We start from the raw sequence: 14,345 nt of genomic DNA on the forward strand, positions 1-14,345 counted from the left end.
TAATACTCGAAGAGTGTTTTTACCCCAAATAAGTCGGTTAAATACCCAATAATCTATTAAAATTACAAAAGACCTTCAGAATAAGCCCATTCTGAAGGTCTTTTGTCAACAACCTGAGATGTCTCTGGATAAGAGACATCTCTTTTTACATAAAAGTGTTCTTTCTAGATAAAGCTACCCTCCCCTACTTTAAGTTTCTTGAACAAAATTTAACTATTACTTTTATTATTTATTTGTTCTTTTATATATACTTGTAATCGCCTGTTAAATTTTTGAATTGCAGCAACTCTGTCAGTACGTGGTTTTTTATGAGTTACAAAAAAACAAGAACGTTCTGGAGGAGAATCCGATATATGATAAATAACAATCTTCTGGAAGTAATGTGCTTGCTACAGACTCTGGCAATATCGCCCAATCTTCCTCTTCATTTAAAAATTCTACAGTAAGTTGCGCTAAATTCACCCGCAACTTTGCAAATCCAGGCTTCCACCAATAATCATGCCAACGATTGAAATCAGATCCAAAAAATTGATAAATCTCATTACCTGATTTTAATTCAGAAGGATGTACTAATTGAGAAAAGGAATCTTTGTTACCCTTTCTCATTACAACAAAATCTTCTTTAAATACCAGCTTTGAATTTAATTCCGGATAAGGTGCCTCCCCATTAGTTAATCCTATATCTACCTCTCGATTAGCAACCATTTCATAAGTTGGGTTTGAATCAGAAACTATGATTTCTAATTTCAAATTAGGGTTTTCTCGTGATAATTGTCTAAAAAAATCTCTCAACATATAAGAAGCCAAACTATCAGGAACAGCTACTGATAAATGTTGAATTAATTTATTTTCTTCTATTGAGTTCACTTCGATAGATAAAGCTAATATTTGTTCAGCTATTATTAAAAATCGTTCACCGGCTAGAGTTAACTGAACTGTGTCATGTCCCTTTCCTCTGGAAAATAGTTTGACATTTAGTTCTTTTTCCAACATTGAAAGTCTTCTGCTAACTGTTGATTGAGTTAAAAACAAAGTACGTGCAGCTGTACTAATATTACGACAATTGTTTATTTCCAAAAATATTTTAATATCTTTAATATCCATAGAACCAACCTAACTTCTTTTAATAAATTAACTTTTGTATATTTTACTATAATATCGATTTTCTGCATATTTAATTGCAAAAATAATCATTTTACATATATTCATTGGAACTGTAGTATTTAGATAGATTTAATAAGTTGTATAAAATATTCTGACGTTTGGAGGTTGAATCATGATTAGTATTAAAGCAATTCACGAAGCTCAAAACCGTATTGCTCCCTATATCCATAAAACTCCTCTCCTTCCATTGAATGACCTAGATGAATATTTAGGTTGTAAAGTATTTGCCAAAATGGAGTCTTTACAAAAAACCAATTCATTTAAAATCCGGGGTGCTCTTAATGCATTATTAGCCTTGCCGGAAGATGTTTTAGAAAGAGGCATTATTACAGCTTCATCAGGAAACCATGGAAAAGCGATTGCTTATGCGGCAAAACTGCTCGGTACGAAGGCTCACGTTGTCGTCCCAAAAAATACACCGAAAATTAAAGTTGAAGGAATTCAATCCTATGGAGCGGAAGTCATTTTCAGTGTTCCTTCAGAAAGATTTAATGTGGCTAATAAACTAAGTGAAGAAAATTATTGGAGTTTTATTTCACCATTTGACGATAATGAAGTTATTGCTGGCCAAGGCACTGCAGGTTTAGAAATACTGGAACAACTGTCAAATGTAGATACGATTATTGTGCCAGTTGGTGGAGGTGGATTACTTGCAGGTTTATCTACAGCAGTTAAAGAAACAAAGCCTCAAGTGAAAATTATTGGAGTGGAACCTACACTAGTAGCTCGCTATAGTAATAGTTTGGCAGTAGGTCATCCCGTTACATTGCCTCCAGAATCAAAGTCTGTAGCTGATGGGTTACAAACATTAAAGCCAGGTGAACGTAATTATCCTATTGTAGAAAAATATGTTGATGAGATTGTCACAGTAGATGAAGAAAATATTCTTAAAGCTACGAAGTTATTTTTAACGAAGGGAAAATTATTAGCGGAAATTTCTTCTTGTATCACCTTAGGAGCCTTCTTGCAAGGCAGCGTTAAATTTAATCCTAATGATAAAGTTGTGTTGTTTATTTCAGGAGGGAATATTGGAATGGATCAATTTAGTAAATTTGAGGAGATGAGTATATGAGAGCAGTTGCAAGTTCCTCACCCCGAGGTCATTACAGTCCTGCGATGATTAGTGGAAACACAGTCTATGTTTCTGGTCAAACATCAGCTGATCCTAACACAGGTATGCCTGTAATAGGAGGAATTGAAGCCGAAACAAAAATGGCTTTAAAGAAGTTGGAAACAGTTTTACATGATGCAGGTTGTACAAAGGAACAGGTAGTTATGTGCAGAGTATATATTATTACAGCTGATGATTGGGGCCCTGTAAATGTTGTTTACAGTCAATTTTTTGGTAATCATAAACCTGCACGCGCTATTATTCCAATACATGAATTAAGTAATGGATGTCGAATAGAAATAGAAGCCATTGCTGAATTGTCTAAGTAGGAAAAGGCAAAAATTTCTTATCCATCACCGATTATTAAATTATACTCGGTCTTTTTAATAAAATATTCTCGTAAACCACGATCTGCCCTGTTGATGAATGAATGCTCACATTTTCAAAATGACAAAAAACTCCACTTTTTAATTGAAAGTAGAGTTTTTTCTTTTTAGAAAGCTTTGTCATCCGTAATTCAAGGTCCACCCTATACTGAAGTAAAATAATTGTCACATTTCAAAAAAATCCTGCCTCTCAACTTTACAAACTCTAAGAGAAAAATTTTTATACCAATCTGTTTTCCCTTTCGTCTGCGCAACTTTATGGGCTGAATTTTCTTTCCAATTTTTTATGGCTTCTAACGAGTCCCAATATGAAACAGTTATTCCTAGTTTTTCATCCCTCGCACTTTCAACACCTAAAAACCCATTCTGCTGAGAAGCAAGTTCCACCATTTTATCAGCCATTCTTCCATAAGCTTTGTCTCCTTCAGTTCTTTGTGAGGAAAAAATTACTGCGTAATACGGTGGTTCAGGAGTTTTTGATATTCCACTCATAGGTTAATCCCCCTAAATTTCTTTTGAATAAAAGCGTTTATATACATCATAAAAAATTATATTCAAAAACAACATGTTTTAAGACAAGATCTTTATGTAGAAGTTCCAGTAGAATTAATTTTTCAATTACAAGTTTAACAATAGCTGTTGAACTAGTTGCGGAAAACATTATGGTTCCCTTGTTATCCCCGCTTTTTCTACACTCCTTTGATTAAAGCGTCATATTCTTCAGGCGTATCAATATCCGTTCCCCAAACTTTATTTGGAAAATCAATCAATTTCACATATTTTTTATTTGCTTTTATAATTTCTTTTCCTCCAATATCGCCCTGTAATAGCTGAAATTCGTGAAACAAGCAACTATCAAATAAAATTGGATGACCTTCCTGCCCCCCATATCGAGGTCGTATAATTCGAATACCTTTATGCTGGCTTATATGATATTCTTGAATAATTTTATGAACAACTTCGGTCGGTACAAATGGTTGATCCCCAAGGAAAACTAGTACAGCATCCACATGACTTTTCACCGTATTTATCCCTATTTTTAGCGAACTTGAAATACCCGTATCAGTTTTATCATTGTAAGCAAAGGTTACTTGTTTATTAAATTGACCAAGAGTGTTTTCCAAGTCATTCATATATTGACCCGTGACTAAAACGATAGGCTTTAATTCATTTTGCACAGCTAGCGACACAGGGTAATATATTAATGGAAGTTCATTAAAAGGTAGGAGTAATTTTGGTTTTCCCATTCTTTTTGAAAGTCCAGCTGCTAATATTATGGCGCCTATTTTATACATGGATTTTCTCTTTTCCATTCAACGATTGTGGTATACGACCCGCCCTTAAGCTCATAATCTCTGCAACTATACTAATAGCAACTTCATCTATCGATTCAGCACCTATGTCTAATCCAACTGGAGAAAAGATGGGTGCATTATTTAAAGTATATCCTATATTTTCCAGCATTTCGTTTGTTCGATACTTAGGACCAAGAACACCGATATAACGAGGTCGATTTTCAATAGCATATTTTAAACTTGCCTCATCTTTTTCCTGATGATGATTCATAATGACCCACCAACTATCCTTTAATTCGCTTGCTATTAAATTTTTAAGGTCAATTGTTAGATGTTTTGCGTTTGGAAAAAACTGTTGATTATTAAAATGGGATCTTTCATCTAAAACCGTTACAGAAAATCCTGCTTTGTATGCGAGTTCCACGACAGGAATCGCATCTTTTCCAGCACCAGCAACTACTAATCTTTCACTTGGCTTTACTACATCTATAAAGAAACGTTCATCATTATACGTATAAATTTCTGCACGTGTTTGTCGATTGAAAGCGAGGTAAGCATTTTCCAATATAGCTTTCGGGACGTTTTTTTCACCCGCTAAAGTATCTTCCATTTCAAGCATCGCTATATTTCCGTGTTCCATATCAATTATAAGAGTAAAAGGCTGTTCCTGGGCTAAAAGAACATCAATTATTTTCCAAATCGGATTTTTAGGATCTATCGGAAGGAATAAAAATTCTAAATTACCTTTGCAGCCGATTCCTAAACTCCAAATTTCTGTTTCACTTAAATCATAGCGGACATTCATTGGCTTATTGCTTTCAAATACTTTTTTTGCCCACTCAAATAAATCAGCCTCCAAACATCCTCCACTAATGTTGCCAGCCATAAGACCACTAGATGTCATTAACATTTTTGTTCCAGGCAACCGATATGCAGACCCTTTTACGTCTGCTAAAATGACTAAAACCGTTTGTTCATTATTATTCCAAGCATTTTTTATTTGGCAAAAAAGCTCTTGAAACTCTTGTAATCTAGACATTTTTTAAGCCTCCTTCACAAGCGAATGTATAAAGATTAATGCGTGGTTGAAAATATTAATGATTTATTGTAATGAGAAGTGTAATGAAGATAGCAAGGGTGATGTGAAGTTTTCTAACATGAATAACCTTTTAATATATTAACAAAATTCCAAATTGTTAGTCAACTTATTGTTTAGAAGATACGTAAGTTCATTGTGTAGTCTTCCCTCGGAATTTTAAAAGTTATAATCATAACGTCTATAACTGGATGGTTAAAAAGTAATTAAGTCTTCTTTTTTATTTTATTGGAACTTTTTCTAATTTTGTGCGTAAATATATAGAACCCCATTAAAGATGTGTACTAATTAAAAATAACATTTTAATGGTTGTAGCTATATGTGAATTCATAGCAATCTATTTTGATCGTAAAAAAGTATTAGAGTTACTGAAACGTCCAGTTATTTTGCCTCTGTAGCTATAGAAGGGAAGAGCGCCGGAAAACAATGTAGCAACCGGGTCGCAAGGCAAGGGTTTCAGAAGCACCGAAAAGCAAAATAGCTGAGGCAGGTGAAAGTCCTAGCCGGTGAAAGTCCGTAGGGAAGCGTGTTCCCCCTAGCCTATGCTTACGAAAGGAGTGCGGGTTCGAATCCCGCCAGAGGCATATATCTCCCCTACTCTATTTGTTGAAATAGCCTTTGTAATTTAAGGCGGTTCCTCACAATTTATAAACAACTCTTCATCTACTCTGAAATTCATTTGCTTCTCATTTCCACTTTGAATATTTCGTTAGTTATTTGTGTTAAATAGAGGGTTTTAAGTGTTTTTATTTTTGCTAAATGTCATTTATAATTTGAATCTTTAACTTTCTTATGCACAAAATTATTATGTAGCAAAAGCTGTTAAATTAAATACATAGAGCAAATAATTAAGCAAATTTGGGGTACATCGTATATATCATAATTTTTAAATGTTTTGTGAATACTTATATGTAACAAATAGAACCTTTATATATCAATGTTTTCCGAAAAAAAAACACCCGTACTATTTACGAGTGTTTAGGACAACCATTTCGGTGGTGTATTTTTTGACCAGTAAATATCACCTAACGAATGGTGAGCAACAAAACGGTCTTCGAAAGTATGATAGTGGAAATTATAGTAATATCCTTCTTTAGGACGTTTTTCTGTTCTCACATGGAAACGAATTAAATCTTTACCGCTTGTCCCATCGGAAATGTTAAAAATTCTTTCACCATATTCACCGCTTGGATTGTTAGTTATTTTCAAATAATTTAAAGACTGGTTATCCAATCTTGACAAAGTTAATTCAATCGCTTCTTCTAATTTAGGAAATATTCTTTCTTCAAACTCGTCTCCAATGACAGGAGCAATGCGAGGACCAAATTTCATGTATGACTGCTCCTTCGCTGCGAGTAAAACCGATTCAACATGCTGATCTTCCAGTGAGCTTTGTTCATTCGAGGTTTGTTCAACAACAGTAGTAAATTGTTCTCTCGAATCACTATTATTTTGAAAATTGGAGTTCTGGGAACCGTTATTAGGTTGTCCATTCTCTAACCCTTCCCAAATCGCGTGGTTTGGCGTAATTAATCCAAAGGTTAAAAATGCTACCGTAATAACAAGGGTTTTCTGAAGCCATTTTTTCATCACATTCACCTTCAATCTCGCACAAATTTGTAAAAACCTTCTATTAAGACATACGTTTTGGAAATTAAAAGGTTTCATCTTTTTATAATTCATTGTACAATAATAAAGTAAATAAAGCGTGCTTTTTTTATAAGGGAGGTTCTAAAGATGGCAACTACTGTTATTGGCGCTGGCTTATTTTTATTATTAGCGTATTTAACTTCAATGTGTTTCACGAACTAATAACTATTTATAATTATTTTACTTAAGCTACTTAATTCAGTAGCTTTTTATTTTATTTCCATAAAATTGGACAAGGGGCGCCGAAACTAATCGGCACCCCTTTAGTATTTAATAGGTAACGTATAAATAAATTAAGTCTCAACCCTATCTTCAGGGGAATTTTATAAGAGTTGCATATACGCAACATGTAACCGCGGTAATAATTCCACTAAACGCTTTCTAACTTAAGCAACGCAAACCCTACCTACTTTTGCGTCCTTGCAAGCCCATACTTGCGCCAGTGTGAATAAGTATCTTCAAAAACTTTAGCGAAACGCCAAATTTATTTATATGCTACCTAAAATAGCACGGTATAAGTGTAACATAGGACATGATAAATGTAAAATCGTTGGTATATGAAGGTTTTGAAAAGCATTCCATTTTCCTTAACTTTGCCTTTATCCCTATTTTTTGGACCTTATAACTTTAATATTTTAAATTTGCATTTTCACTGAATTTACCAACTATGCAAATTCTATAAGAAAAAAGTTGCTGAAATTCATTTAAAGAATATCAGCAACCTGTACGAATTTTATTTTTGAGGTGTAATACCTTTTTCAAATAAACGATACATGAATGTTATTGCATGTGCACGGGTAATTGTTCCATTTGGATTAAAGTTATCGTATGTTTTACCTTTTGAAGGCTCAACACCTGTCGTAATTTCATTATCATATAGCCATTGAACAGCTTCTTGTTCTGAAACGTTTTGACCAGTATACACTTTCATTAACATTTTAGCTACTGCACCACGGCGTAATGATTCTTTTGGAGCATTTGCTACACTAATTCCCTTTTGTTTTGCTAGCGAATAGTAAGAATCGTACCAGTTAGCACCATTAGAATCCTTAGCGTCATAAGCATAACGTAGTAACATTGCCAACCATTGAGATTCAGTTATATTTTTATTTGGATTTAAACGATTTGTTGTTCTATCTCCGTTAATAATATTGTTTTTAGCTCCCCAAGAAAAAGCATTTGCCCAATATTGAGGTTGATAGTCTTTAAATGTTGTAATCCCTTCACCTGTCACATTTAAATTATACTCTCCATAATAACCATTTCCCTTAACAACAAAGTAATATGTTCCTGGTTCAAGCGTTTCCGTTGTTGATAAAGTAGTAGGATTTGTTGGAGAACTACTATCGTAATTCCACCAAATAGCTTCATAATTGCTATCTAATAATTCTGCATAAGTTCTATCTGTTAAATATCCGTTAACTGTTAACGTAATATCTGTAGGTTTTGTAACTTTAAAACTATAATAGTCTGTTTCATCATTTTGTGCGATAAACCCGTTTACAACCTCACCAAACTCGATAGGTTGTGCTTGTGCAGTTCCATTATTAGGTTCTGCATATGTTTCTGTAGCTTTAGTATAATTGGCTGTTACAAAATACTCACCAGTGTATGAATCTGAAGCACTCTTGTTAATAGCAATATAGTAAGTACCTGCCTCAAGATATAAAGATTTATTTAATTGAGCTGGATTTTCAGCAGAACTAGTTTCGTAATTCCACCATAAAGCCTCATTATTGCTATCTAGAACTTCTGCGTTAGTTCTACCCTTCATATAACCTTCAACTTTTAAATCTACTCTACCTGCTTTTTCCAATTTAATGACATAATAATCTACAAGATCATTACGTGCGATAAAGCCTTTAGTTCTTGTCCCAAATGATAGCTCTTGAGCTTCAGCCGTACCATTATTTGGCTCCATATCACTGGAATTAGCAGGAGAATTATTAAGTTCAAGAGAATAGTCCCCTGAATAACCTGAACTTACTTCAATTGTGTATGTATCTGCTTGCAAATGGAAGAAAGCATTAATTTTACCCGGACTTTCCTCACTTCCATCTTCACTTAGAGTTCCAACCTCATTTCCATCACTATCTAGAATAGTTAACCAAGTATTTCGAAATTCTGTTTCACCTTTAATTGTTACTGTTCCGGCTTGGTCGAGTGTAAACTCATGGTAATTTTTATTATTACCATCTCCATCCGTTAATTTAAAATCATACTCTTTACCTAAATCCATTTCTGAAGTTGCAGCTGATGCGTTATCTACAGTTGGTAATAACAAGGCACCAGTCGCAAGTGAAGCAACTAAATACTTTTTCACAAAACATCATCCTCCATAAAATAATTCGATATATATTACATTAAATAGTAAATATAACCTATCAAATAATACCATCCGCACATTTTTAATTCAACAAGATATACACTCAATAATTACTATTTTTCTTTAATTCCATTTTATAATTAGGACTTTTGTCTAAAAATTATCAACATATAGTTGAATCCAATTTTCACAAGACAAAAAATGGGGCAAGTTCAATTAAGAACTTGCCCCAACGAATGATAGATTTAATAAATTATTTACAGTTTTTTCTCTCTAACTCCATAATGAAACTTTGATGTTAGCCTAACTTCGCGTTTAAATCCAAAATCCTCGAATAACCTCGATTTATAATGAGCTTTTAAGACCACTCTTTTTTTGGCAACACGGTAGGCCTCTGCTACCCATTGCTCTGAAAGTGATAAATGACTTCCCGCAGCTCGCAGTGCTTCAAAATTATTCGATTCCTCTATTACTTCTTCAAACATTGGGTCCATATAGACTACATCAAAAGAATCGCTAGGCTGCTCTTTTAAAAATTCCAAAGCCTCCGTATTCACGACTTTTATTTCACGCATGCAAGATGTCAACGGTAATTCAGATGTATCATACGTTCCCATACCATTTTTCACAATAAATGCTACGTTTGGATCGGTTTCTAGTCCAACAACAGCCCCTGTCTTCCCTACTACGAATGCTGCTACCATTGCGTCAGAACCTATCCCAAGTGTGCAATCTAAAAATGAGTCTCCCTCAAATAGCTGGCATGCCTCAAGTAAAGGATCATGCTCCCCTCGATCAATACGTTTTAAGCGAAATGCCGCAGAATTCGGATGAAAAAAGAAAGGTACATTTGCACCTTTCGGATAATACTCATATCGATTTTTACCAGCAACAATTACATTTGCATTAAGCGCCTCGCTTATTTTCACTACTGAACGTTTTTTTCGCGGCTCGAAGCCAACTCCTAATTCATCACATGCCTTTTGTGCAAGTAACATGGATATGTCATCAGGACGTCCAGCTGTAGTAACAACTGTTATTGTCCGCATGCCTGCTTTAAAACACCTGTTAAATGTTCTTGAATTTGCTCAACTGGATAACCTTCAATTTGATCACGCGGGATGAAATATTCTAATTGACCATCTCTTAAAATGGCGATAGATGGTGAGCTCGGTGGGATTTCTTCAAAAAACCCACGCATCGCTTCAGTTGCTTCACGGTCTTGGCCCGCAAACACTGTTACTAAATGATCTGGCTTCACTTCTTTAATTGCTTCACGTACAGCAGGACGTGCTAAGCCTGCAGCACAGCCGCAAACCGAATTAATAACAACAAGCGAAACACCTTTTGTTGTCGCCATAAATTCATTTACTTCATCAGCAGTTGTTAATTCTGTAAACCCAGCATCAACTAACTCCTGGCGCATTGGCTGAACAATGCCCTTCATATATTCATCGTAAGCGTTCATACTTTCGACCTCATTTCTTTTTATTCACATCCCTTATTATAACAGCACTTTTTGGGAAATTACAGAAAGTAGGCTTTCATATTTTTTCGCATACTTTCAGATTTTTTGTGACTTTTATGTGATTTTAGAGTTACCTTGTGTGACAGCTATTATTTTTGTGCAACATGTTAAACAAATTTGAAGAACCACTCATTGAGTGGCATTAATCATAAATATCAACTTTTATAATGTGCTTCAATTTTATTTTAGATTTAATAACAATTGTTTAATTTATGTTGAATTTCATTATCACTTTCATAACAATTTCTAATTTCCATCTCATGTTCTGAAAACAACATTGCACTTCACTTGATTGATCCTTGGTTACAGTTATTCACTCCTTCATTACTACGCCAGAACAAATATTCCAGTTGTATATTAAAAATGAACGCTACCACATTTAATCTGAGCCCCGAATAGTGGACACTTTAAAAAAAGTGCCCTATTCGGTGTTTTTTCTATTGGAAAAGTCCGTTATACTAAAACAAATTAAACCGAACGGGAGTTATTTTATGAGTAAAGCCTTTTTCAACAAACACCAACGTCAACTTTTATTCTTAACGGGAGTGGCTATTATCATTGGTACATTTCTATATTTTTATCAAACTCCTATTATTAATGAAAATGAAGCTATTTCTAGTGCAACGGGTATATTACAAAACCCACCACTGGAATGGAATTTTGAGAATATAGATGTTGAGAATCTTCAAGAAGGAGAAATTGAAGGCTATTTAATTCCTAGGACAGATGGTTTTTTTAATAAATTATTTAATAAGCAACAATGGGCAATAAATGTAAATTCGCAAGAAATGGGAGTTCTATTTTTTTAGATGCGTATGACGGCAAGCTTTTATTTATAGAAGGACAATTTAATTAGGTTGTAAATTAATTAGCTATATTACAGATTAAAAAAAGACCGCCCACACATTTTTTGGGATAAAGAGTTTGATTTTTTCTTATTTTTTAGCTAAATAGAGCGGCACTTTCAACTTTTTTTAATTATATTCAGCTTAGCATTCTGTAATCGTATAGCAAATTTTCTCGAAATCAATCACGTTTGTATATTGCTGAGTCAACTGTAGAAGATAAGCAATAAATATAGCTTGTTTGTACCATTTAAAAAAGCTAAGACTTAACGTACCTTAGCAATTGACTACTTGCCCCAGCCCCTCTTAAAACAAAGACCAGGTACTTATTAGATTACTCAGTACCTGGTTTATGGAGATTATAATATGATTTATATTTGTAGCTCTGTATGAGGTATTTTTATCCTCACAGCCAATTCTATTAAAGGTTTATCAAAAGTACTCGGAATCATAGGGTTTTCTATTTCTCCAGTATAATTTGTAAGACCAAAACTCGCTTCTGCAATTTGAATCCAATCTAATTCATTAGTACCCTGTATCTCTCCAACAAAATGATAGTCAGCAGTATAGATATCATAACCATTTAAATTTGATGCTGCTTTCCAAACTTCTGCTTCTTTTGTAGGATCAACACCAAATTGCTGAAAAAAAGCTAATACTTCAGAGCTTGCTTGAACAATACGATTAGCATAATTCTGACAATCTTCGCAACCACAATGGGATTTTTCAGAAACTTTCGGAAGAGCTTTATATAAATTAATATTTTTTTCTCTATCTACCTTTACAACATGGTTAATTAAAACAACTTCTTCCATAAACAACTCCCTCAAAGTATTCTTTAGTTCAGTTTATTGTGGAGCTAACCAAATGACATTTCCAGCATCTCTTGAAGAATGGTTAGGAAATGCGTTAAATGAGTATAGTTCACCATCCTTTACATAAAAGCGAATTTCTAACAGTTTATTATCAGGTCCATAAACCGTTTTAATAGAGTTATGTCCTTCTTTTATCTTCTTTAATTCATCTACTCGACGGATATCTTCAACAATATATTTAACAAGCTTGTCAATATTTCCGTAATCTTTAAATCTATTTTTTGCATTTATGTGCTTACTAACATCTACTTCTAATTTACCATTTCTAACATTTTTTATTACATTTCCCTTTTTTGTTACTTTAATTATATAAGTTGTACCAGACCTTACAAGTGAAAATAATAAGCTAAATAGATTAAAAGGTTTAATTGTTTGCTCAGAGATAGAATGCGAATTTTCTAAAATATTTCTATTGTAAATTTCTAGAGATTCTTGATAAGTTAATGTATCTTGGAAATCTTCATCATTATACAAAAAATCGTTTATCAACTCTTCTTCTGTTTTTGAATATTGAACATTTTGAGTCTCGCTTGCATTTACGAGACTAGGTGACAAAATGCTAAATATTAAAATAAAATTTAAAAATACTATAAAACTTTTTAATAATTTACTTTTCATTAAATATCCACCTCTTATATTCTGATAAATATTTCTATAATGTAATTACAATTTCATTTACCTCGAGGTATAATTATTTTAACATTTCCATATAATGTAATTCAATGCAAAATATATAAATATCAAAATCATTTTCAATTCATAATTTCTTAAATAATCTAGGAAGATTTAGAGGATATTTAAAAAGTACAAATTAAAATCCTGAATTATTACTATCTTAAAATAAGAAAACCATCCTCACAGTAAGCGTGAATAGGCGGTATTTTAACAAACGTGATTTCGTTTACTCTTTATATTAAAAATGATATTTGTCTTTCATAATACCTCAAGTTATTTTCCATAATGAACAGCTAATTCATAACTAATAGTTGCATAATCCCCTTCTTTTATTTTTCCTTGATTATGGTCATAAATCCATGAATCTTTATATCCTAGTACTTCCACCGCTTTTTCACCAAAAGTTTTTTAGTTGCAGGTGAATTAATAGGCGAATTATACTTTACTTTCATTGCTTTACTTGAGAATTCCAATTTTGATTCACCTTCTTTTAAAGACTTACTTACATATTCAGCTAAAGAAACATATAGTAAATCGACCCCAAGCCCTCTATCAGTACAGCTGGATGAATTAAAATGAATTGATACGTCAAGTTCTCTACTGGTTGAATTGTGTTCGATCACCAGGTATTTTAAGTTTTGTGATTGATTTTTCAGAGTGTTAACCTCCACTAGATTTGCTGTGATTTTATTTGTCCGTAGTATTTCTGCTACTTTTATAACTGCTTTTCGTGCTTCAGTTACTTCACCAATCTTATATATTGAAGTTGTGCAATAACTTCAGCCGACTGTTTGTCATCATCCCTAATACTTTTATTTTTATTAAGTTGGTAACCCTCCACTGTAACAATTAATGATAATACTGTGAGTACAACACCTAATTCTACAGTCTTGACTTCACCTCGATTAAATTAAAATAAAGATTAACTACTATTGCCTTTTCATTCCAACTCCTAAATCACCTTTTTGGTAACTTTGAACACAACCCATATTACCATTTTGGAAAAAAAACACTTCAATTACCTTTTTGGCAATTCGTTTGTTTGCCGTTGTGGTAAATGATTATTTAGATATAAAATAAATACATAAGAGGTGATATTAATTGGAATCGTTAGGATCTCGATTAAAATACTTACGTGAAAAAAGTAATATTTCGCAAAAAGATTTTGCAAAAAAAATAGGCGTTTCCAATACTGTTTTATCACGATATGAATCTGGTGATAGAAAACCAGATTATGATATTTTACAATTGATTGCCGATTATTTCGAAGTGATGTAAACGTCAACCCCAAATGAACATTTTTTGCTCATTTACGATGAACACTTTTGATTAGTTGAAAATCTTTTGTTGATGTTTTAATCGGTGACTTTCGTTGTTCATATGAATAACCTCAA

General features: G+C 33.2%; 14 protein-coding genes. 4 read left to right on the forward strand and 10 right to left on the reverse strand.

Going from position 1 to position 14,345, the window contains the following annotated elements:
• Window positions 1-306: 306 nt before the first annotated feature.
• Window positions 307-1,104 carry a LysR family transcriptional regulator gene (locus EKG35_RS18570; protein WP_126296033.1) on the reverse strand — a complete coding sequence of 266 codons (798 nt, stop codon included), beginning with the start codon at window positions 1,102-1,104 and terminating at the stop codon, window positions 307-309.
• Window positions 1,105-1,276: 172 nt separating this feature from the next.
• Between EKG35_RS18570 and EKG35_RS18575 the strand changes: the two genes are divergently transcribed.
• A complete protein-coding gene (locus EKG35_RS18575) occupies window positions 1,277-2,236 on the forward strand; it encodes a threonine ammonia-lyase (RefSeq protein WP_126296034.1) in 960 nt (319 codons plus the stop codon).
• The gene (locus tag EKG35_RS18580) at window positions 2,233-2,604 is read left to right on the forward strand and encodes a RidA family protein (protein WP_126296035.1); all 372 of its coding nucleotides are present in this window, start codon (window positions 2,233-2,235) and stop codon (window positions 2,602-2,604) included. The genes EKG35_RS18575 and EKG35_RS18580 overlap by 4 nt, the downstream gene beginning before the upstream one ends.
• A 222-nt stretch (window positions 2,605-2,826) precedes the next feature.
• Here the strand turns inward: EKG35_RS18580 and EKG35_RS18585 are convergent, their stop codons facing one another.
• From EKG35_RS18585 to EKG35_RS18615, 7 genes are all read right to left on the reverse strand, one after another.
• Entirely contained in the window at window positions 2,827-3,153 is a 327-nt protein-coding gene (locus tag EKG35_RS18585) for an antibiotic biosynthesis monooxygenase family protein (protein ID WP_126296036.1), read from the reverse strand.
• Between the two features lie 197 nt (window positions 3,154-3,350).
• Window positions 3,351-3,974 carry a nucleotidyltransferase family protein gene (locus tag EKG35_RS18590; protein WP_126296037.1) on the reverse strand — a complete coding sequence of 208 codons (624 nt, stop codon included), beginning with the start codon at window positions 3,972-3,974 and terminating at the stop codon, window positions 3,351-3,353.
• Window positions 3,949-4,995 carry an XdhC family protein gene (locus EKG35_RS18595; RefSeq protein ID WP_126296038.1) on the reverse strand — a complete coding sequence of 349 codons (1,047 nt, stop codon included), beginning with the start codon at window positions 4,993-4,995 and terminating at the stop codon, window positions 3,949-3,951. Before EKG35_RS18595 ends, EKG35_RS18590 begins: the two co-directional genes overlap by 26 nt.
• A gap of 1,035 nt (window positions 4,996-6,030) precedes the next feature.
• Window positions 6,031-6,642, reverse strand: a complete 612-nt coding sequence (locus EKG35_RS18600) for a YpjP family protein (protein WP_126296039.1) — start codon at window positions 6,640-6,642, stop codon at window positions 6,031-6,033.
• A 793-nt stretch (window positions 6,643-7,435) separates the two neighbouring features.
• Entirely contained in the window at window positions 7,436-9,025 is a 1,590-nt protein-coding gene (locus EKG35_RS18605; RefSeq protein WP_126296040.1) for an S-layer homology domain-containing protein, read from the reverse strand.
• 260 nt (window positions 9,026-9,285) lie between these two features.
• A complete protein-coding gene (locus EKG35_RS18610; protein ID WP_126296041.1) occupies window positions 9,286-10,077 on the reverse strand; it encodes a class I SAM-dependent methyltransferase in 792 nt (263 codons plus the stop codon).
• Window positions 10,065-10,496 carry a BrxA/BrxB family bacilliredoxin gene (locus tag EKG35_RS18615; RefSeq protein WP_126296042.1) on the reverse strand — a complete coding sequence of 144 codons (432 nt, stop codon included), beginning with the start codon at window positions 10,494-10,496 and terminating at the stop codon, window positions 10,065-10,067. The genes EKG35_RS18610 and EKG35_RS18615 overlap by 13 nt, the downstream gene beginning before the upstream one ends.
• Before the next feature lie 551 nt (window positions 10,497-11,047).
• Here EKG35_RS18615 and EKG35_RS18620 point away from each other — a divergent pair.
• On the forward strand, window positions 11,048-11,365 hold the full coding sequence (locus EKG35_RS18620) for a hypothetical protein (protein ID WP_126296043.1): 318 nt from the start codon (window positions 11,048-11,050) through the stop codon (window positions 11,363-11,365).
• Window positions 11,366-11,772: 407 nt separating this feature from the next.
• On the opposite strand, the gene EKG35_RS18625 is transcribed toward EKG35_RS18620, so the two are convergent.
• Together EKG35_RS18625 and EKG35_RS21370 are read right to left on the reverse strand one after the other, a co-directional pair.
• On the reverse strand, window positions 11,773-12,216 hold the full coding sequence (locus EKG35_RS18625) for a hypothetical protein (RefSeq protein ID WP_126296044.1): 444 nt from the start codon (window positions 12,214-12,216) through the stop codon (window positions 11,773-11,775).
• Window positions 12,217-12,249: 33 nt separating this feature from the next.
• A complete protein-coding gene (locus tag EKG35_RS21370; RefSeq protein WP_246020487.1) occupies window positions 12,250-12,894 on the reverse strand; it encodes a hypothetical protein in 645 nt (214 codons plus the stop codon).
• 1,158 nt (window positions 12,895-14,052) lie between these two features.
• Between EKG35_RS21370 and EKG35_RS18640 the strand changes: the two genes are divergently transcribed.
• The gene (locus EKG35_RS18640) at window positions 14,053-14,229 is read left to right on the forward strand and encodes a helix-turn-helix domain-containing protein (protein WP_126296046.1); all 177 of its coding nucleotides are present in this window, start codon (window positions 14,053-14,055) and stop codon (window positions 14,227-14,229) included.
• Window positions 14,230-14,345 lie beyond the last annotated feature (116 nt).

The sequence above is a fragment of the Lysinibacillus telephonicus genome, assembly GCF_003966145.1.
GTDB lineage: Bacteria > Bacillota > Bacilli > Bacillales_A > Planococcaceae > Ureibacillus > Ureibacillus telephonicus.

What these genes read in the sequence shown, in the direction of transcription:
- EKG35_RS18570 (WP_126296033.1), bottom strand. Translation starts at nt 1,104, where the DNA reads ATGGATATTAAAGATATTAAAATATTTTTGGAAATAAACAATTGTCGT.
- EKG35_RS18575 (WP_126296034.1), top strand. Translation starts at nt 1,277, where the DNA reads ATGATTAGTATTAAAGCAATTCACGAAGCTCAAAACCGTATTGCTCCC.
- EKG35_RS18580 (WP_126296035.1), top strand. Translation starts at nt 2,233, where the DNA reads ATGAGAGCAGTTGCAAGTTCCTCACCCCGAGGTCATTACAGTCCTGCG.
- EKG35_RS18585 (WP_126296036.1), bottom strand. Translation starts at nt 3,153, where the DNA reads ATGAGTGGAATATCAAAAACTCCTGAACCACCGTATTACGCAGTAATT.
- EKG35_RS18590 (WP_126296037.1), bottom strand. Translation starts at nt 3,974, where the DNA reads ATGGAAAAGAGAAAATCCATGTATAAAATAGGCGCCATAATATTAGCA.
- EKG35_RS18595 (WP_126296038.1), bottom strand. Translation starts at nt 4,995, where the DNA reads ATGTCTAGATTACAAGAGTTTCAAGAGCTTTTTTGCCAAATAAAAAAT.
- EKG35_RS18600 (WP_126296039.1), bottom strand. Translation starts at nt 6,642, where the DNA reads ATGAAAAAATGGCTTCAGAAAACCCTTGTTATTACGGTAGCATTTTTA.
- EKG35_RS18610 (WP_126296041.1), bottom strand. Translation starts at nt 10,077, where the DNA reads ATGCGGACAATAACAGTTGTTACTACAGCTGGACGTCCTGATGACATA.
- EKG35_RS18615 (WP_126296042.1), bottom strand. Translation starts at nt 10,496, where the DNA reads ATGAACGCTTACGATGAATATATGAAGGGCATTGTTCAGCCAATGCGC.
- EKG35_RS18620 (WP_126296043.1), top strand. Translation starts at nt 11,048, where the DNA reads ATGAGTAAAGCCTTTTTCAACAAACACCAACGTCAACTTTTATTCTTA.
- EKG35_RS18625 (WP_126296044.1), bottom strand. Translation starts at nt 12,216, where the DNA reads ATGGAAGAAGTTGTTTTAATTAACCATGTTGTAAAGGTAGATAGAGAA.
- EKG35_RS21370 (WP_246020487.1), bottom strand. Translation starts at nt 12,894, where the DNA reads ATGAAAAGTAAATTATTAAAAAGTTTTATAGTATTTTTAAATTTTATT.